Here is a 17,396-nt window from a genome sequence, read left to right as displayed (position 1 = left end):
GTCGTCCGGGGCAGCGAGATTGTTCAAGGATACACCGAAGCGTGTAGGGCCGGTGGTGCACGGCCGAACAAATGTCAGTTGACCTGTAAGATATTGAAATATCTGTCTTTTATCGTTAGCGCCGGAATGGCTGGCAGTGCCGGCATCCGGCTGGGCTTCGCCAAGCGAAGTTCCATCTCTCGATAGTGATCTCGGAATTGAACTCGCATGCTCAAGCGATGCTCGTGCCGGATCGTCAGCGTGTGACGGCCGCGTTGTTAGTCTCGGTGGCGTCGACAAGGTTCAGCCCGTTCGTCTCGGCCGTTTGTCGCAGCCTCGGGCCTCTTCCATAGGAGCGCGAACTGCGTCTATCTGGAAGCAACGCCGATCCGTTCGAGCTGAGACGTGCGAGTCCCGAAAGAATCGAAATCTGCGTCCTCGGGATCCGGACGTCGACGTGTGGACGCCCACCGCAGGTGTCGTCGAAATCTTTGGAGACGCACATGTCTATTCCGCTGAAAATCTACATTACGCCATTTGCCGAGAAAGGTGTCGCCGAGCCGCAAAAATGGAGCGGCGAGGCCGCCAAGAAGGCACTGGATGTGGTCAATAAGATCTGGGCGAAGGCCAAGATCGCGTTCGTGATCAATGATTACGTGGAAGATAAGCCGCTCGATATGGCGAAGAGCGCGCGCAACAATGATCAGCGCGTGCTGGACGTTCTCAGTTTCCGGCATGCTCCCGACAATGCGGTCCACATCTATCTCGTCAATCCGATAGTCAATCTCTCGGCCGGTGGCAGCTCGTATCTTCATAGCGATCCCGAGCCGGCAAGCTTTGTCCAATGGTATGGCAATGACTTTGCCAACGGACGCGCGTGGGCTCATGAACTTGGGCATTTGATGAGTCTCGACCACGTCGACGTAGATTACGCCGATGAGAAGCAGGCCGCCCTTCGCAGCAACTTGATGACGAAGGGATTGAGCGTGGGAAGCGATTTGACCGGTCAGCAGATCAGCACGGCCAAAGGTTCAAAACTGGTGAAGCGATTTGGCGGCTGACCTCGGAACCTCCTGCTGCCGCCATCCATGAAACGGTTTACAGCCGGCCCGATCGCTCGTTCGCCCGCCAACCGCCGGAGAGACGCCATGCCCAGGATCGACCTTGCAAACGTGCCGGAACGCAAGGGGACCGGCTATCCGGCGGAGTTCGCCGCGCCGTGCGCCGAGCGGGTGCGGCAGCGTCTCGGTGATGCCGGCGGGCTCGCCGACTTCGGCGTCAACCTGATGCGGTTGCCGCCCGGCAACTGGTCGAGCCAGCGCCACTGGCATTCGGATGAGGACGAGTTCATCTACGTGCTCGCGGGCGAAGTGGTGCTGGTGGAAGACGGCGGCGAGACCGTGCTGCGTGCCGGCGATTGCGCGGCGTTTCCGAAAAGCTCCGGCAACGGGCATCATCTGATCAACAGGTCGTAGATGACGGCGGCCTATCTCGAGGTCGGCTCGCGCTCGCGCGCCGACGTCATCACCTGCTCCGACATCGACATGATGAGCCCGAGCTCCGACGGCCGCTTCCTGCACAAGGACGGCACGCCGTACGAATAGCCCCACCTGTCGCGCCGCGCACGAAATCGGGCGTTGCGGATTGACCGGCGAAGGACCAATGTTCCGGCGGGGAGCTTTGGTCGCGTCGATGGCGGAATGGTATTTCATCTGGGTCGACGGTCCGCGCGGACCCGAGCCGCAGAAATGGTCGTCGGACGCGCTGTGGGGCCAGCTGTCGCGTCAGGACGTGATCGTGCGTTTTCCCTGAGCGATCGCGAGGCCGAATTGTCGCTCGACCAACTCGCAAGGCTGCACCCGGTGCCGCAGTGAGCTGCGCCGCAGTTTCCGTCGACGTTCGATCTGCCGGATTGAACGTCAGACCGAAAGATCGAAGCCGGGCGTTGCGACCTCGGTCAGGAACGCGGCGACGAACATCTTGCCCAGCACGTGCTTGGCCGCCGGCGTGCCGGCCTTTAGCCGGCCGGCGCGTGTGGCCTCTGCGAGCTCGGCGAGCGTCGGTGTCGCAAGGCTCGTATCGGGTATGGTGCGCGGCGCCGTCGCCGATGCGCTGAGCAGCACGCCGGCGTAGTAGAGCCGGGTGAGCGCGCGGACATGTGCGAGCCGTGCGCGCAGCGCCTCGTCGAGCGGGCGGCCGAGCCAGGCACGATGCAAAATGCTTTCCAGCTCCGGCGTCCGCGCCAGGCTGTCGCCGACAATCGCGAGGTCGACCAGCGGATCGGTGCGATAGGCGGATTCCCAGTCGATCATCCAGAGCCTGTTGCCGTCGAACAGGATGTTGGCGGGAGCGAGTCGTTGTGGCTCGACACCGAGTTGACCTCATCCCAGGCATAGGCCGCGCGGATGCGCGCGAGATGCGCGTTGCAGCGGTCAAGCACGCCGGGCGCGAACAGGCCGGTGCGGCCGACATGGGCCCAGAGCCGGGCCACGATGTCGGGGTAGCGCACGAAAGCGGGAAAGGTCGGCGTCGCCTGCAGGCGCGCCAGCAATTCGCCGAGCGCCTTCGCCAGCGCCGGCAGGCCGCCGGGATAGCGGCCGAGCGGCTGCCGCTGCACAAAATCCATCACCGCGACGTGCGAGGCCTCGTCGACATAATGGAGTTGCGGCGCGATGCCGGCCTCGGCGGCGATCCTGAGCGACACATACTGAAACGGATTGCGCAGCGGGCTCGGCATTCCTTCGATTCGGAGCAAATAATTCTCGCCGCCTGCATCGATCCGGAACAATTGCGCCGACGTTGCGCCGCCCGAGACCGATGTGACGGCCTCGATCGCTGCGGTGCCGATCACCTGACGCAGTGCGGCATGTGCTGCGTCGCGCTGTGCCGGCGGAAGTTTATCGAGAGCACTCATGCGCAGGAAGTTAGCATGGCCGCTATGCGTGCCCAAAATCGCGTTGATGCAGCGTTCGCGATCTATTGCTGGAAGCGCACGACGAAGCGTGAAACAATGCTGCAAAAATCATGTTGGGAGAGAACTTGATGTCGTTCGAGCGGGAGTTGCATTGCGCCGTTGCGTGCCGATCATGGATCGCGTTGCCATTATTCTGCCTGATCAGCACGTTCGGAGTGATGCATAACGCCGCCGCGAACGAGTCCTTGCAGATTGTGGACGCGCGCGTGCCGGCGGTCGACAAAGCGGGCGGGGACCTACCGTTGACGATGACGATCAAGAACGAGGCCGACAGCGCCGATGCGCTGCTTCGTGTCCGCTGCCCGGTTGCGAATTTTTCCGAGCGTCATACTGTGGATCGCGGCGAGGGCGCACCGGCGATGCGCTCGATATCCAATATACCAGTGCCGGCAAAGGCAATGCTCGAGCTGAAGCGTGACGGTTATCACGTCATGCTGCTGCAGATGCGTCAGGCGCTCACGCCGGGCGAGACGTTCAAATGCGCGATCGTTTTTCAGAAAGCAGGCACCATCGAGACGGAGGTACAGGTCCAGAAGTGACCTCACACAAGTGACTCAAGACGACGGCGGGTGGTGCACAGCCATGCGCCGGGACTCAAGGCTTCTCGCGTGATCGCCCGTGTGTGACGGGCGGTTCGATCAATGAAGAATGCTAGATCCGGAGGAAATGAACTCATGACAAGGTTGAATTGGGTAAAGTCGCATATGCTCGCCGCGGCAGTAGCATCCGCAGCGACCTTCGCGGGCTCTTTCGCGCTCGCCGACGATGTCGGCCAGGACCGTCTGCTCAATGCTGACAAGGAAGCAGGCAACTGGCTGCACCACCACAAGAACTATTCGGCGACGCGCTTCTCGTCGCTGGCCGATATCAACAAGGACAACGTCAAGAACCTCAAGGTCGCCTGGACCATGCATCTCGGCGGCGTCGAGGGCGGCGGAATCTGGTCGCATGGCGGCCTGGAGGGGACGCCGATCGTCGAGAACGGCTTCATGTACGTCACCGACGGCTGGGGTTCGGTCTACAAGATCGATGCCCATGGCGGCAAAGGCGTGCTGCTCTGGAAGATGGATCCGAAGACCGACCATGACTGGGCCGGCGCGGTCGCCTGCTGCGGCGTCGACAACCGCGGCGTCGCATTGTGGGGCAACCTCGTCGTCTCGCACACGCTCGACGGCCGCCTGATCGCGACCAACAAGGAGACCGGGCAGGTCGCCTGGCAGCGCCAGGTCGCCGATCCCGACAAGGGCGAGGTGATCACCGGTGCACCGCTGATCGTCAAAGACATGGCGATCACGGGCGTTGCCGGCGCCGAATACGGCATTCGCGGCTGGATCGCGGCGACCGACCTGAAGAGCCAGAAGGAAGTGTGGCGCACCCACACCATCCCGGGCAAGGACGAGGCCGGTCACGAGACCTGGAAGGACGACAAGGACGCCAAGGCGAGCGGCGGCGGATCGACCTGGGTCACCGGCAGCTTCGACCCCTCGACCAACACCATCGTCTGGGGCGTCGGCAATCCCGGACCGGACTGGGACAACGAGTATCGGCCCGGCGACAACCTCTACACCGACTCCTCGCTTGGTCTCGATGCCGACACCGGCAAGATCAAGTGGCACTACCAGCACACGCCGAACGATCCCTACGACTATGACAGCGTGGCGGAGAACGTGCTGGTCGACGTCCCCGGTCCGAACAACACGACGCAGAAGCTCGCGCTCGAGGCCGACCGCAACGGCTTTGCCTATGCGATCGACCGCAACAGCGGCAAGTTCATCTGGGGTCTGCCGTTCGTCAAGAAGGTGACCTGGACCAAGGGTCTCGACCCCGAATCCGGCAAGCCGGTGGAGTATGATCCGAAGCAGGGCGTGCAGCGCTACAACGCGGCGGTGACGCCAAGCCGCACCAACAAGGTGACGGACATCTGCCCCGGCAACATGGGCGGCAAGAACTGGCCGCCGACCGCGTATAATCCGAACCTGAAGCTCTGGTACATCCCGGTGATCGAGAGTTGCAACCGGATCACGGTCGAGGAGACGACGCCGGACAAGTTGAAGAAGCGCGAGTTCTTCACGGGCGGCGGACCGAGCCAGCCGGTCAAGATCACCGGCAGCGTCACCGCGATCGACGTCACCACCGGCAAGGTGGCAGGGAAGGCGGAGACCGAATTCCCGAACCTCGGCGGCATCCTGGCGACGCCCGACCTCGTGTTCTCCGGACAGCCGTCCGGCGAGGTGATCGCCTATGACGCGAAATCGCTGCAGCAGCTCTGGCAGTTCAACACCGGCGGCGGCGTCAACGCGCCTCCGATGACGTTCGCGGTGGACGGCAAGCAGTATGTCGCGATCCTGGTCGGCCTCGGCGGTGCCTGGGACAAGTGGTTCATCGATGCCACGCCCGAGCTGAAGCGGATGCAGCCGGGCTCGATGCTCTACGTGTTCGCCCTTTGACGTCGCAGCGCGGGAGGCCTCTCACCGAGGCCTCCCGCGTCGATTTGGCCGAGAAAGACAAGAAACAAGACAAATGAAAAAAATATCGCTGGTTGGCGCGTGGCTCGGCTGCGCGCTGGTAATGGGATTTATCGGTACCGCGCAAGCGCAGTCGGCGAGCGATCCGACCGATGCGGGCAAGGCGGTGTTCAAGCGCGGCAATTGCGTCGGCTGCCACAAATGGCATGGCAATGGCGGCGGCGGCTATGGCGGCGATGCGCTGTCGCTGCGCAAGACCGAGCTGACCCGCGAGCAGATCATCGAGACCGTGACGTGCGGGCGGCCAGGCACCGGCATGCCGTTCTTCGTGCGCGGCTCCTACGACACCACGAAATGCTACGAGATGACCCGGCAGGACGTCGCGGACCGCATGCCGCCCGAAGCGAATGTGTTCCTGCGGCCGAACGAGATCGAAGCCGTCGCCGACTACGTGCTTGCCCGCGTCAAGGGCAAGGGCGAACCGACCTACGATGAATGCATCGCGTTCTTCGGCGATGGCTCGCGGGTCTGCAACATCTACAAGGAGGCCGGCCACGCCGCCGCGCCGTCCGACCAGAGCGAGAAGGCAAAGCCATGAGCAAGCAAGGATCGGCAATCCGTGGCTTGGTCTTCGCTGTCACCGTCACGGCAGCGGCGCCGGCGATGGCGACCGCGGGAGACCTACGCGACATTAGCGTCGGAATGGCGATCAGCAGCGTGCCGGACGCAGGCTACATCAACCTGACCTGCGTCGGAGAGAAGACCCACAGATTGGCTGACTGGGCGCAGTGGCAGGCTTGCCAGGCCGGACCGGACCAACTGCGCGGCATCCGCTTCGAGTATGATCGCGAGAGCGGGCGGGAAGGCACCATGGTCGGCGGCCATCCCGCGATCCTCACCGTCATGATCGACAAGGACGCCAAGATCGCGGCGCTGATGATCGAGACCGATCCGAAGGCGCGGCTCTATCTGCGCAAGAAGGCCTTCCTGCTCGGCCTGCAGGCGAGATCGCGCTATGGCGAGGACGGCTGGACCTGTTCGAAGGCACAGCCGGGCGCCGACAAGCAGGAGGTCGGCGGCGTATTTGTCGACGAGAAATGCACCAAGACGATCGACGGCCGCACGGTCGAGATCGAGCGTCATCTCTACCGCGAGCCGAACAAGGAGCTCAAGGACATGACCGACGAGACCCGGATCACGATCCGCCGCGGGGGGGCCTGACGTCGACCTGACGCGTTGCCCGATTTCAGGTCTCGATCGGCGCCGCGTCGATGTCGATCTGCGGCAGCAGGCCGGGCGACTGGCGCTCGACCAGCTCGCGCATCTTGCCGATGATCGCTTTGGCCTCCGCCGAGATGATCGAGCTCGGACCTGCGACGGTGATGACGAGCGGCGGCGTCTGGTCGATATCGGTCAGCCGCATCGCGATCGCGCTCAGGCCGGGCGTTCCCATGTCGCGGGTATAGGCAAATCCCTGCCGGCGGATGGTCGCCAGCGCCTGCTGGATATCGCCGAACCGGACGGCCGATGACGGCGCTTCCTCGGCGTTGATCCGCTGCACGATCCGCCGGGCGTCCTCGTCGTTCATCAGGCTGAGGAACACGCGCCCCGGGGTCGAGTGGGTCAACAGCCGTCGTGCGCCGGGCTCGAGATAGTAGCGCACCGGTGTCGTGCCCTGCAGCACGCGGATGTATTGGCTGTAGAGCTGATTGCGCGCCACGACGAAGGTCGTCAGCCGCGTTGCCTCCTGCAGCTCGCGCGTGATCGCATCAAGTGTGCCGGCGGGAAGCGTCTGGCTCTTCAGCCAACCGCCGAGCAGCGCGACGCGGACGGTCGGCAAATAGCTACGCGCCTGCCGGTCGTGATCGAGATAGCCGAGCTCGACGAGGCTCTTCAAAAGCGCCGAGGTGCTCGACGGCGGGTAATTCAATCGCCGTGCGATCTCGGTCATCGCCGCGGGCCGCTCGATCTCGGCAAAATACTCGAAGATGCGAAGCACGCGATGCGCCGATTTGACGACGGACGGATCGGGGCTGCCGTCGGCGGCACGAAACAATTCGTCATTCCGGTTGGCCTCGATCACCATGGCCGCGGGATCGTCCGCTTGCGTGCGCACGCGGTCGGCGACGATGCGCCTGCGGCCCCGCCGGGACGGGGACTGGGTATCGGAGCGAACGCCCTTCATCTTCTTGCCGCCCGTGTCCTGAACACAGCGCAAGCTTGGTGCGCTGCAACATCCATTGTCGCCTTATGTCGGCGAATGTGCAGCGAAACCCACGGAGGTCAAGAGTCCGCGGTGCAGCATGGCCCGTAGTGCGATCCGCGAGTAGCCGGCATTTCTTCCATGTATCTGAAATTATTCTTGTGTGGGCGTCCGCCGATGGACATCGCAGCGATCGTTCCAGATGTTGCAGGCTAAGTTTGAACACCGGGCGATGACATCCCGCACGCCGGCAAGGCCGCTGCGACGTCATCCCGAACAAGGAGAGACCCGATGCAGATGAGCGCGCGCGACCTTCGCAGCTCCGACGATGTCGCCGATCCGGCCCGCCATATCTCGCATGATTGCGCAGGCCTCAACTTCTATGATCTCGATCGCGGACTTCGCGGCCTTCTGGGGCTTTATCTGTCGCGCGAGGATCGCGAACGGTTGGAGCCGCACTTCAGGCGTCTCGGCGAACTGGCCGGCGGCAGACTCGACCGGCTGGCCCGGATCGCCGACAAGCATGCGCCGGTGCTCAACCCGAGGGACACTTACGGCCGGGACGAAGACTGGATCGACTATCATCCCGCCTATCGCGAGATGGAGGCGATCGCCTTCGGCGATTTCCAGTTTCACGCCATGAGCCATCGCGCCGGCGCGCTCGGCATGGACCGGCCGCTGCCCGCCGTGGCCAAGTATGTATTTCAGTATCTGTTCGTGCAGTCCGAGTTCGGGCTGATGTGTCCGATCAGCGTCACTGACACCTCGACCCATTTGGTCCGCAAATTCGGCTCGGAGGAGTTGAAGGCCTATCTGCTACCGAAGATGCTGTCGGACGACATGGCGACGCTGTGGAAGGGCACGCAGTTCATGACCGAGCGCGCCGGTGGCTCCGATGTCGGCGCCGTCGAGACCGTTGCGCGCCGCGATGGCGACGTCTGGCGTCTGACCGGCGACAAATGGTTCTGTTCCCACGCCGATGCCGACGTCGCGCTGATGCTGGCGCGGCCGGAAGGCGCGCCCGCGGGCACCAAGGGGCTCGCGCTGTTCGCGCTGCCTCGCCGTCTTAAGGACGGCCGGCGCAACAGCTACCGGATCGTCCGCCTCAAAGACAAGCTCGGCACGAAATCGATGGCATCGGGCGAGATCCGGCTCGACAACGCGGTTGCTTATCTGGTCGGTGATCCGGCGCAGGGCCTCAAGCAGATGATGGAGCAGGTCAACCTCTCGCGCCTGTCGCACGGCGTGCGTGCCGCGGCGATGATGCGGCGCTGTGTCAACGAGGCCATGGTCAGCGCCTCGTCGCGCGTGGCGTTCGGCCAGCGTGTCATTGATTTCCCGCTGCTGCGCCGTCAGCTGATGAAGCTGATCGTGCCGACCGAGCAGGCGCTGTCGATGGTGCTGGCGGCGGCGCGCGCAATGGACGATGCCAATGCCGGCTCGGCGCAGGCGAGGGACCTGCTGCGGATCCTGACGCCGCTCTTGAAGTATCGCGCCTGCCGCGACAACATTCCGGTCGCCACCGGCGCGATGGAGGTGCGCGGCGGCAATGGCTACATCGAGGAATGGGTGCAGCCGCGGCTGGTGCGCGACGCCCATGTCGGCGTGCTCTGGGAGGGCACCAGCAACATCAACGCGCTCGACATCATTTCGCGCGCCGTCGCCAAGAGCGGCGCGCACCGGGCACTAGCATCCGTGTTGCAGGCGCGCCTCGAGGAGGCGAAGGCGTTGCCCGAGACGTTCCGGAAGCGCCTTCGCACCGCGCTCGACCGCGCGATCGCGTTTGCCGAGCAGGTCGCGGCCGATCCCGACTCGGAGCACACCGCGCGGATGGCGGCGAGCGCGCTCTACCATGCGGCGTCGGCGATCGTTCTGGCCTGGGAAGGGTGCCAGCCGGAGGTCGATCCGAGGCGCCTGTTGCTGTCGCGTTTTGTGCTCGAGCATCGCTTGTCGACGAAGGATCCGCTGGCCCGGGCCGATGACGCGTGGGAGCGCCATGCGATCGGTCTGATGCTGAGCGATGCATCGGTCACATTCGATCAAGCGGTCAGGTCCCTGACGGCCTGACCACAACAGAACAAAGAACATCGAGGGGGAGGTTTCCATGCGATCGATTGCGGCCGCGTTCACGGCGGTCTTGTGCTTGGCTGCGGTTGGGTCCGTGCGCGCGCAGGTGTCCGGCGACGCGGTACGGATCGGCGTCATCAACGACATGTCGGGCCTTTATTCCGATCTTGGGGGCGAAGGCTCGGTGGAAGCGGCCCGGCTCGCGATCGAGGATTTTGGCCCGACCGTGCTCGGAAAGAAGATAGAGCTGATATCAGCCGACCATCAGAACAAGCCCGATATCGCCTCCGGCATCGTGCGTCGCTGGATCGACGAGAACGGTGTCGATCTGATTGCCGATGGCGGCAATTCGGCGACGGCACTGGCCCTTCAAGCCATCACCCGCGAGAAGAAGCGCATCTTTGTGATTTCCGGGCCTGGCAGTTCCGATCTTACCGGAAAGCAGTGCTCGCCTTATGGGTTTCATTTCACTTACAGCACTTACGCTGAAGCCTCCGCCGTCACCAAAGCCATGCTCAGGAAGGGCGCGGATACGTGGTTCTTCCTGACCGCGGACTACGCCTTTGGTCACGCGCTGGAGCGAGACGCATCAAGCTTTATCACGGCCGTGGGCAGCAAGGTCGTCGGCTCGGTTCGCCATCCGCTCGGAGCGTCGGACCTGTCGTCGTTCCTGCTTCAGGCACAGAACTCGAAGGCAAAAGTCATCGCATTAGCAAACGCGGGCGGAGATACCGTCAACAGCCTGAAGCAGGCCGCGGAGTTCGGCATCGGAAAATCTGCCGACCAGAACCTCGTCGCCCTTCTGATGCTGATCACGGACGTGCATTCGCTCGGCCTTCAGGCGGCGCAGGGCATCATCTACGCGACGTCGTTCTCGTGGACCCAGAACGAGGCAACCCGGACCTTCGCTCATCGCTTCATGGCGCGTCGGCACGGACAGGCGCCGACCATGATCCAGGCCGGCGTCTACAGTGGAGTGATGCATTATCTGAAGGCCGTGCAGGCGGCAGGAACTGACGAGGCCGGCGCCGTTGCCGCCGCCATGCGCAAGCTTCCGGTCAACGATTTCATGACGCAGAATGCACAGATCCGCGAGGACGGGCAGGTGATGCGTTCGATGTATTTGGTCCAGGCCAAATCGCCATCCGAATCGCGCGAGCCTTGGGACTATGAGAAGGTGATCGCGACGATTTCGCCGGAGGAAGCCTGGCGGCCGCTCGCGGAAGGCGGTTGTCCGCTTGTGACGAAGGCTCAGTGACGTTGCGTTCGCAGCTCTAGTGCCGCGCCAGCAGCACCACGACGATCAGGGCCAGGATCGCGCACAGCACCTTCCAGAAGGTCACGGGATCGCGGTCGTGCAGCGATTTGCGGGTGGTGACGGCGGGGCCGGCCCAGGTCGCGCCGTTTTCCAGTTCGTGCGCGAACTCGATGGCGTCGCCAAAACGTTGCGCCGGGTCGACGCTGAGCGCCTTGCCGATCACCGCGTCGAGCCAGGCCGGCAGGTCCGGCCGGTAGCGCGACAGCGGCGCCGGCTTGCCGAAGCGCGGCCGCGAGAACGGCTCGATCTCGCCGAACGGATAGTTCGCCGTGAACATGCGGTAGACCGTGACGCCGAGCGCGAACAGGTCGGAGGCCTCGTCGCCGGCCTTGCCGCCGAACAGTTCGGGCGCCATGTAGCTCGCGGTGCCCGGAATGTCCTCGGCGGGAAAATCCTCGAGCAGCGGCACCCGCGCGACACCGAGATCGACCAGGCGCAACCCGCCGTCCTTCAGCAGGATCACGTTGTCGGGCTTGATGTCGCGATGAATGATGCCGGCGCGGTGCAGCGCGGTAACCGCGCGCACCAGCTTGGTTGCAATCGCGATGCCGTCGGTGAGCGACAGCCGCGGCGCGCGGTCAAGCCGCTGCTCCAGCGTTTCGCCCTCGTAGAGCGGCATCGCCGAATAGAGCCTGGTCTGCCGCTCCGCCGGCACCTCGATGATTTCGCCGATCCAGAGGCTGCGCACGCGCGCGGCGACCCAGGCCTCGCGCACGAAGGCGAGGCGGTAGGAGCCTTCGCTCGCAACCCGCGGATGTGGAAACTTCAGCACCACTTCGCGGCCGGCGCGCTTGTCGGTCGCCTTGAACAGGCGGCTGTAGCGTCCGTCGGACAGCACGTCATGGAGTGCGAAATCGTCGATCGTATCGCCGGTCACCGGCAAATCGAGGATCGGTAGCGTCGCGATCGCGTGGGTAAGGTCGTCGCGATCCGCCGGCGGCAGGTCGACGACGTCGAGCACCAGCGCGGTCGTGTTGTCGCTGCTGCCGGCCGCGAGGGCGGCGTCGACGATGCCGCGCGCGGACTCGTCGGGCGGCGTGCGTTCCTCCAGCAATTGCTGGAGACGCAAATCGCCGAGCGAGCCGTGAACCCCGTCGCTGCAGATCAGCAGGCGATCATGTTGCCGGAGCCCGAGGGACGTGTAGTCGAAGCGGGCGAACTCCTCGAAACCGATGGCGCGGCTCAGCATGTGGGCGAGGTCGCCGCGGCCGGCGATATGGTCCTGCGTCAGGCGTTCCAGCCGGCCGTCGCTCAGGCGATAGGCACGGGTGTCGCCGATATGGATCACATGGCATTGCCGCCGCGACAGGATGATCGAGGAGAACGCGCAGGCCATGCCGCTGCGCGCGGCATCGACGCGGCCCTGGCCGTAGATCCAGCTGTTGGCGGCTTCCAGCGCCCGCGCGGCGCGGCGGCGGACGCCGAGCGTCTCGGGCAACGAATAATAGGCGTCGATGAAGCTGCGGACCGCGACCTCCGCGGCCTCGCGTCCGCCCTTGTGGCCGCCGACGCCGTCGGCGACCGCGGCCACGACGTCGCGGTGAACCGCGCCCGGCTGGCCGAGGCAGGCCGCGACATAGTCCTCATTGGCGGCGCGCTTGCCGGTCTCGCTGGCGAAGCCGACGCGCACCCCCAAGTCCCGTTGCGAACCGTTCGCCACGTCCGAGCCCCGTCACGTTGCGGAGCGGAGTCCTCAGACGCGCGCTCCCGATACCGCGCCCCAGGTGGTGCGCCAGCGGACCTTGACCATGGCAAGTCCGATGAAGCCAAGCAACGCCAGCCCGCCGAAGAACAGGAAGCCGGCGCCGAAGCCGCCGGTCATGCCCTTGGCGGCGCCGAGCGTCTGGGCGAGGAAGAAGCCGCCGACGCCGCCGGCGCAGCCGACGAGCCCGGTCATCAGGCCGATCTCGTGACGGAAGCGCAGCGGGATCAGCTGGAACACCGCGCCGTTGCCCATGCCGAGCGCCAGCACGCCGATCGAGAACAGCAGCACCGAGATCCAGGCAATGCGCGGCAGTTCGGTCAACGCCCAGCCGGCCTGCGACGGCGCGGTCGGACCCTCCGGCATGAAGGCGATGACGAGATAGGCGGCGACCACGACACCGAACAGGATCGACAGCGAACGAATGCCGCCGATCCGGTCGGCTATCATGCCGCCGACGGGACGGATCCCGAGCCGAACGCGACGATCAGCGCGACCAGCATGCCCGCCGCGACGCCGGAGACATGATACTGCACGGTGAAATAGAGCGGCAGCGCGTTGGCGAGGCCGACGAAGCCGCCGAAAGTGATGAAGTAGAAGAACATGAACCAGCGGCTGTCGGAATCCTTCAGCAGTGCGCCGTAGGCCTGCAGCGAGACCTTCTTGCGCTCGCCTGGCGCGTCCTTGGCTGCGACCGCGTAATAGGCGAGCACCATCAGCATCGGAATCAGCAGGCAGCCGAACACGGCCTGCCAGCCCCAATGCTCGGCAATGGTCGGCGCGAGCAGGGTGTCGAGCACGACGCCCATATTGCCGGCGCCGGCGATGCCCATCACCACGCCCTGATATTGCGGCGGGTACCAGCGGCTCGCCTGGGGCAGGGCAACGGCAAACGAGGCGCCCCCGACGCCGAGCGCGAGCCCGAACAGCTCGATCGCGAGCTTGCTGGTCAGCCCGAAATGCCACACCGACGCGGTCGCGGCGATCACGACGAGCTGGGCGATGATGCCGGTGCGCTTGGCGCCGATGATGTCGGCGAGAATGCCCATCGGCACGCGCAACAGCGCGCCGGCGAGCACGGGAATGGCGACCAGGGTGAACTTCTCGTTCACGGCCAGATTCATGTCTCGCGCGATGTAGACGATCAGCGGTCCGAGCGCGACCCACGCCATGAAACTGATGTCGAAGTACAGGAACGCGGCAAGCAGCGTCGGCCAGTGACCTGCCTTCTTGAACTCGGCTAGCTTCATCGCAAGCATCTCGCGTTGATGCGGCGGAGGCAGCCGCAAAAGCGCGGCCATCTCAGGCGCAGACAAATGGAATGTTGGTGAATGGTGAGTGCGCTCGTCGTTGAGACGCACTCCGTCAACTGCTGAGGTCAGCAATTACCGTGCCATCGATCCGGTCATGTCGCTTTGCCGTGCAGTCGCAAGACGTTGCCGCGCAATCGCGAACGGCGTTCCGCCGCCGCGCGTGGCGTGGCTTGCGGCAAGTGCCGCCGCGCAAACGTGCACGCTGGTGCTTTTTTGTGCGATGCGCCAAGTCCCTGCGATAGCGCATCAAATGCGATTTAGCGATCGCCATCGCGGCCCGCGATGCTGTGATGCACAAGAGATCATCGGCGTGGCTAAAATTTCGGCCGGCTGTCGGCGCGGCGCGCGGAGCGGCGGATTTTGATCGGCCGGAAACCTCTTGATTTTGCAGCCGGATTCGTCCGTCACGGGTTGGCACGCGTTTTGAATATCAGTCAGTAACGGAACATCGGTCGTCATCGAAGACGGTCTGCGCCCGCGGCTGGGCTTCCTACAACTCCAAACCTTTATCGGTGCCCATCAACGACGCACGCCGCGTCGCTGCGCAGCGCCGTCGGAATTGAAAGGCAGACCATGCTCGACAAAGTGACCAAGCAGAAGCTCGTGGTGATCGGCAACGGGATGGCCGGCATCCGGACGGTCGAGGCGCTGCTGGAGCGCGCGCCCGATCTCTACGACATCACGGTGTTCGGCTCCGAGCCCTACGGCAATTACAACCGCATCCTGTTGTCGCCGGTGCTCGCCGGCGAGAAGACCGTCGACGACATCATGCTCAACACCGTCGACTGGTACGAGGACAACAACATCACGCTGCGCAAGGGCGAGACGATCACCATGATCGATCGCCGGACCTGCGAAGTCGTCACCGAGGCCGGCGAGCGGGTGCCCTATGACCGCCTGCTGATCGCGACGGGCTCAAACCCGATCATGCTGCCGCTGCCGGGCAAGGACCTGCCGGGCGTGATCGGCTTCCGCGACATCTATGACGTGGATCGCATGATCAAGGCCTCGACCGACTATCGCAACGCGGTGGTGATCGGCGGCGGCCTGTTGGGCCTTGAGGCCGCCAATGGGCTGATGAAGCGCGGCATGAACGTCACGGTCGTGCATCTGCTCGACACGCTGATGGAGCGTCAGCTCGATCCGGTGGCCGGCGGCCTGTTGCGCAAGTCGCTGGAAGAGCGCGGCATGGTGTTCAAGATGCCCGCACAAACGCAGGCGATCCTGGGCGAGGACCGCGTCACCGGCGTGCGGTTCGGCGACGGCACCGAGCTGCCGGCCGATCTCGTGGTGATGGCGGTCGGCATCCGCCCGAATTTCGAGCTCGCCAAGAAGGCCGGGCTCTACTGCGAGCGCGGCATCGTCGTCTCAGACACCATGCAGACCTATGACGGCCGCATCTACGCGGTCGGCGAGTGCGTGCAGCACCGCCGCCAGACCTACGGTCTCGTCGCGCCGCTGTTCGACCAGGCCAAGGTCTGCGCCAACCACCTCGCGATGAAGGGGTTTGCCACCTATGACGGCTCGGTCACCTCGACCAAGCTGAAGGTCACCGGCATCGACCTGTTCTCCGCCGGCGACTTCGCGCCGGGGCCGGACAAGGAGGAGATCGTGCTGCAGGACGCCAACCGCGGCGTCTACAAGCGCATCATCCTGAAGGACAAGAAGATCGTCGGCGCCGTGCTCTATGGCGACACCATCGACGGTCCCTGGTACTTCCAGCACCTGCGTGACGGCACCGACGTCTCGCATATGCGCGAGCGCCTGGTGTTCGGCGCCGCCAATCTCGGCGATGGCGGCGTCAGCGGCCAGAGCTCGGTTGCCGCGATGAGCGACGAGACCGAAATCTGCGGCTGCAACGGCGTCTGCAAGGGTGCCATCGTCAAGGCGATCAGCGAGAAGAAGCTGTTCACGCTCGATGATGTCCGCGCTCACACCAAGGCATCGTCGTCCTGCGGGTCCTGCACCGGCCTTGTCGAGCAGGTGCTGGCGTTCACGCTCGGCGGCGACTATTCGGCGGCGCCGAAGGTCAAGCCGCTGTGCAAATGCACCGATCACAGCCACGACGACGTTCGCCGCGTGATCGTCGAGCAGCAGCTCAAGACCATTCCCGCGGTCATGCGCTTCATGGAGTGGAAGACCCTGAACGGCTGCCACTCCTGCCGTCCGGCGTTGAATTACTATCTGCTCGCGACCTGGCCCGGCGAATATCGCGACGATCAGCAGTCGCGCTTCATCAATGAGCGCGTCCACGCCAACATCCAGAAGGACGGCACCTATTCGGTGGTGCCGCGGATGTGGGGCGGCGTCACGACGCCGAGCGAGCTGCGCGCGATCGCCGACGTCGCCGAGAAGTTCAGCATCCCGACGGTAAAGGTCACCGGCGGCCAGCGCATCGACCTGCTCGGCGTCAAGAAGGAGGACCTGCCGGCGGTGTGGGCCGACCTCAACGACGCCGGCATGGTGTCGGGCCATGCCTACGCCAAGGGCCTGCGCACGGTGAAGACCTGCGTCGGCTCCGAATGGTGTCGCTTCGGCACCCAGGATTCCACCGGCCTCGGCGTCAAGCTCGAGAAGTTCATGTGGGGCTCGTGGACGCCGGCCAAGGTCAAGCTCGGCGTCTCCGGCTGCCCGCGCAACTGCGCGGAAGCGACCTGCAAGGACGTCGGCGTGGTCTGCGTCGATTCCGGTTACGAGATCCATTTCGCCGGTGCCGCCGGACTGCACATCAAGGGCACTGAGTTCCTGACCAAGGTCGAGACCGAGGATGAATGCCTCGAGGTGATCGTGGCGCTGACCCAGCTCTACCGCGAGGAGGGCTGGTATCTCGAGCGCATGTACAAATGGTGCGACCGCGTTGGTCTCGAGCAGATCAGGAAGCGCGTGGTCGACGACGTTGCGAACCGCAAGGCGCTGTTCGCCCGCTTTGCCTATTCGCAGCAGTTCGCGCAGACCGATCCGTGGGCCGAGCGTGCCAGCCGCGGCGTCGATCGCAACGAGTTCGCGTCTCTTGCCGAATTGGAGCTCGCATGACCCAGTGGATCGAAATTGGCGCATTGACCGACATTCCGCGGCTCGGCTCGCGCGTGGTGCGCACGCCGGGCGGCAACATCGCGGTGTTCCGGACCGAGAGCGACGAGGTGTTCGCGCTCGACGACCGGTGCCCGCACAAGGGCGGGCCGTTGTCGCAGGGCATCGTGCACAACAAGCGCGTGACCTGTCCGCTGCATAACTTCGTCATCGAGCTGGCGAGCGGGCAGGCGGTCGCGCCCGACGAAGGCTGCACCCATACCCATCCGGCCAAGGTCGAGAACGGCGTTGTCTGGCTGTCGGTACGGCAGGCGGCTGCGGTGAGCTGAACGGTCGGGTCAGGCA

At 64.6% G+C, this 17,396-nt stretch carries 16 protein-coding genes and 1 pseudogene; 11 read left to right on the top strand and 6 right to left on the bottom strand.

Annotated features, from left to right (window positions below; translation table 11 throughout):
- Positions 1–482 precede the first annotated feature (482 nt).
- From ACSKB9_RS07260 to ACSKB9_RS07250, 3 genes and pseudogenes are all read left to right on the top strand, one after another.
- Positions 483–1,040, top strand: coding sequence for a hypothetical protein (locus ACSKB9_RS07260; RefSeq protein ID WP_310881689.1), 558 nt, complete (start codon positions 483–485; stop codon positions 1,038–1,040).
- An 87-nt stretch (positions 1,041–1,127) separates the two neighbouring features.
- A pseudogene (locus ACSKB9_RS07255) lies at positions 1,128–1,583 on the top strand (cupin domain-containing protein).
- A 58-nt stretch (positions 1,584–1,641) separates the two neighbouring features.
- Entirely contained in the window at positions 1,642–1,791 is a 150-nt protein-coding gene (locus tag ACSKB9_RS07250; protein WP_438072247.1) for a hypothetical protein, read from the top strand.
- Positions 1,792–1,898: 107 nt separating this feature from the next.
- Here ACSKB9_RS07250 and ACSKB9_RS07245 read toward each other — a convergent pair whose 3' ends face one another.
- Both ACSKB9_RS07245 and ACSKB9_RS07240 read right to left on the bottom strand, forming a co-directional pair.
- Complete coding sequence (locus ACSKB9_RS07245) at positions 1,899–2,291, bottom strand: hypothetical protein (RefSeq protein WP_438072245.1); 393 nt, start codon at positions 2,289–2,291, stop codon at positions 1,899–1,901.
- The gene (locus ACSKB9_RS07240) at positions 2,288–2,893 is read right to left on the bottom strand and encodes a phosphotransferase (protein WP_438072243.1); all 606 of its coding nucleotides are present in this window, start codon (positions 2,891–2,893) and stop codon (positions 2,288–2,290) included. Before ACSKB9_RS07240 ends, ACSKB9_RS07245 begins: the two co-directional genes overlap by 4 nt.
- Before the next feature lie 128 nt (positions 2,894–3,021).
- Here ACSKB9_RS07240 and ACSKB9_RS07235 point away from each other — a divergent pair, with 128 nt between their 5' ends.
- The 4 genes from ACSKB9_RS07235 (at position 3,022) to ACSKB9_RS07220 (ending at position 6,639) form a co-directional block, all read left to right on the top strand.
- Complete coding sequence (locus ACSKB9_RS07235; protein ID WP_307720401.1) at positions 3,022–3,492, top strand: copper chaperone PCu(A)C; 471 nt, start codon at positions 3,022–3,024, stop codon at positions 3,490–3,492.
- Between the two features lie 135 nt (positions 3,493–3,627).
- Positions 3,628–5,400, top strand: coding sequence for a PQQ-dependent dehydrogenase, methanol/ethanol family (locus ACSKB9_RS07230; protein ID WP_438072241.1), 1,773 nt, complete (start codon positions 3,628–3,630; stop codon positions 5,398–5,400).
- A gap of 121 nt (positions 5,401–5,521) precedes the next feature.
- On the top strand, positions 5,522–6,016 hold the full coding sequence (locus ACSKB9_RS07225) for a c-type cytochrome (protein ID WP_035631104.1): 495 nt from the start codon (positions 5,522–5,524) through the stop codon (positions 6,014–6,016).
- Complete coding sequence (locus ACSKB9_RS07220) at positions 6,013–6,639, top strand: hypothetical protein (RefSeq protein WP_438072239.1); 627 nt, start codon at positions 6,013–6,015, stop codon at positions 6,637–6,639. The genes ACSKB9_RS07225 and ACSKB9_RS07220 overlap by 4 nt, the downstream gene beginning before the upstream one ends.
- Before the next feature lie 25 nt (positions 6,640–6,664).
- Here the strand turns inward: ACSKB9_RS07220 and ACSKB9_RS07215 are convergent, their stop codons facing one another.
- A complete protein-coding gene (locus ACSKB9_RS07215; RefSeq protein ID WP_438072237.1) occupies positions 6,665–7,603 on the bottom strand; it encodes an IclR family transcriptional regulator in 939 nt (312 codons plus the stop codon).
- Positions 7,604–7,912: 309 nt separating this feature from the next.
- Between ACSKB9_RS07215 and ACSKB9_RS07210 the strand changes: the two genes are divergently transcribed.
- Together ACSKB9_RS07210 and ACSKB9_RS07205 are read left to right on the top strand one after the other, a co-directional pair.
- Entirely contained in the window at positions 7,913–9,688 is a 1,776-nt protein-coding gene (locus ACSKB9_RS07210; RefSeq protein ID WP_438072235.1) for an acyl-CoA dehydrogenase family protein, read from the top strand.
- A 37-nt stretch (positions 9,689–9,725) separates the two neighbouring features.
- Complete coding sequence (locus ACSKB9_RS07205) at positions 9,726–10,946, top strand: ABC transporter substrate-binding protein (RefSeq protein ID WP_438072233.1); 1,221 nt, start codon at positions 9,726–9,728, stop codon at positions 10,944–10,946.
- A gap of 16 nt (positions 10,947–10,962) precedes the next feature.
- Here ACSKB9_RS07205 and ACSKB9_RS07200 read toward each other — a convergent pair whose 3' ends face one another.
- From ACSKB9_RS07200 to ACSKB9_RS07190, 3 genes are all read right to left on the bottom strand, one after another.
- A complete protein-coding gene (locus ACSKB9_RS07200; RefSeq protein WP_438072232.1) occupies positions 10,963–12,636 on the bottom strand; it encodes a protein kinase domain-containing protein in 1,674 nt (557 codons plus the stop codon).
- Positions 12,637–12,699: 63 nt separating this feature from the next.
- A complete protein-coding gene (locus tag ACSKB9_RS07195; RefSeq protein ID WP_438072230.1) occupies positions 12,700–13,158 on the bottom strand; it encodes a hypothetical protein in 459 nt (152 codons plus the stop codon).
- Positions 13,155–13,958, bottom strand: a complete 804-nt coding sequence (locus ACSKB9_RS07190) for an MFS transporter (protein WP_438072229.1) — start codon at positions 13,956–13,958, stop codon at positions 13,155–13,157. Before ACSKB9_RS07190 ends, ACSKB9_RS07195 begins: the two co-directional genes overlap by 4 nt.
- Positions 13,959–14,594: 636 nt before the next feature.
- Between ACSKB9_RS07190 and nirB the strand changes: the two genes are divergently transcribed.
- Both nirB and nirD read left to right on the top strand, forming a co-directional pair.
- Positions 14,595–17,054, top strand: a complete 2,460-nt coding sequence (nirB, locus tag ACSKB9_RS07185) for a nitrite reductase large subunit NirB (RefSeq protein ID WP_438072227.1) — start codon at positions 14,595–14,597, stop codon at positions 17,052–17,054.
- Complete coding sequence (nirD, locus tag ACSKB9_RS07180) at positions 17,051–17,380, top strand: nitrite reductase small subunit NirD (RefSeq protein WP_028335429.1); 330 nt, start codon at positions 17,051–17,053, stop codon at positions 17,378–17,380. Before nirB ends, nirD begins: the two co-directional genes overlap by 4 nt.
- Positions 17,381–17,396 lie beyond the last annotated feature (16 nt).

It is taken from the genome of Bradyrhizobium sp. BR 1433, from assembly GCF_051547665.1.
Classification (GTDB): Bacteria; Pseudomonadota; Alphaproteobacteria; order Rhizobiales; family Xanthobacteraceae; genus Bradyrhizobium; species Bradyrhizobium australafricanum.
Note: the sequence above shows the minus strand (reverse complement) of the source record. Positions and strands in the feature narration are given on the sequence as shown.

Coding starts and splice junctions, on each gene's coding strand:
- ACSKB9_RS07260 (WP_310881689.1), top strand. CDS start 483: ATGTCTATTCCGCTGAAAATCTACATTACGCCATTTGCCGAGAAAGGT.
- ACSKB9_RS07250 (WP_438072247.1), top strand. CDS start 1,642: ATGTTCCGGCGGGGAGCTTTGGTCGCGTCGATGGCGGAATGGTATTTC.
- ACSKB9_RS07245 (WP_438072245.1), bottom strand. CDS start 2,291: ATGATCGACTGGGAATCCGCCTATCGCACCGATCCGCTGGTCGACCTC.
- ACSKB9_RS07240 (WP_438072243.1), bottom strand. CDS start 2,893: ATGAGTGCTCTCGATAAACTTCCGCCGGCACAGCGCGACGCAGCACAT.
- ACSKB9_RS07235 (WP_307720401.1), top strand. CDS start 3,022: ATGTCGTTCGAGCGGGAGTTGCATTGCGCCGTTGCGTGCCGATCATGG.
- ACSKB9_RS07230 (WP_438072241.1), top strand. CDS start 3,628: ATGACAAGGTTGAATTGGGTAAAGTCGCATATGCTCGCCGCGGCAGTA.
- ACSKB9_RS07225 (WP_035631104.1), top strand. CDS start 5,522: ATGGGATTTATCGGTACCGCGCAAGCGCAGTCGGCGAGCGATCCGACC.
- ACSKB9_RS07220 (WP_438072239.1), top strand. CDS start 6,013: ATGAGCAAGCAAGGATCGGCAATCCGTGGCTTGGTCTTCGCTGTCACC.
- ACSKB9_RS07215 (WP_438072237.1), bottom strand. CDS start 7,603: ATGAAGGGCGTTCGCTCCGATACCCAGTCCCCGTCCCGGCGGGGCCGC.
- ACSKB9_RS07210 (WP_438072235.1), top strand. CDS start 7,913: ATGCAGATGAGCGCGCGCGACCTTCGCAGCTCCGACGATGTCGCCGAT.
- ACSKB9_RS07205 (WP_438072233.1), top strand. CDS start 9,726: ATGCGATCGATTGCGGCCGCGTTCACGGCGGTCTTGTGCTTGGCTGCG.
- ACSKB9_RS07195 (WP_438072230.1), bottom strand. CDS start 13,158: ATGATAGCCGACCGGATCGGCGGCATTCGTTCGCTGTCGATCCTGTTC.
- ACSKB9_RS07190 (WP_438072229.1), bottom strand. CDS start 13,958: ATGAAGCTAGCCGAGTTCAAGAAGGCAGGTCACTGGCCGACGCTGCTT.
- nirB (WP_438072227.1), top strand. CDS start 14,595: ATGCTCGACAAAGTGACCAAGCAGAAGCTCGTGGTGATCGGCAACGGG.
- nirD (WP_028335429.1), top strand. CDS start 17,051: ATGACCCAGTGGATCGAAATTGGCGCATTGACCGACATTCCGCGGCTC.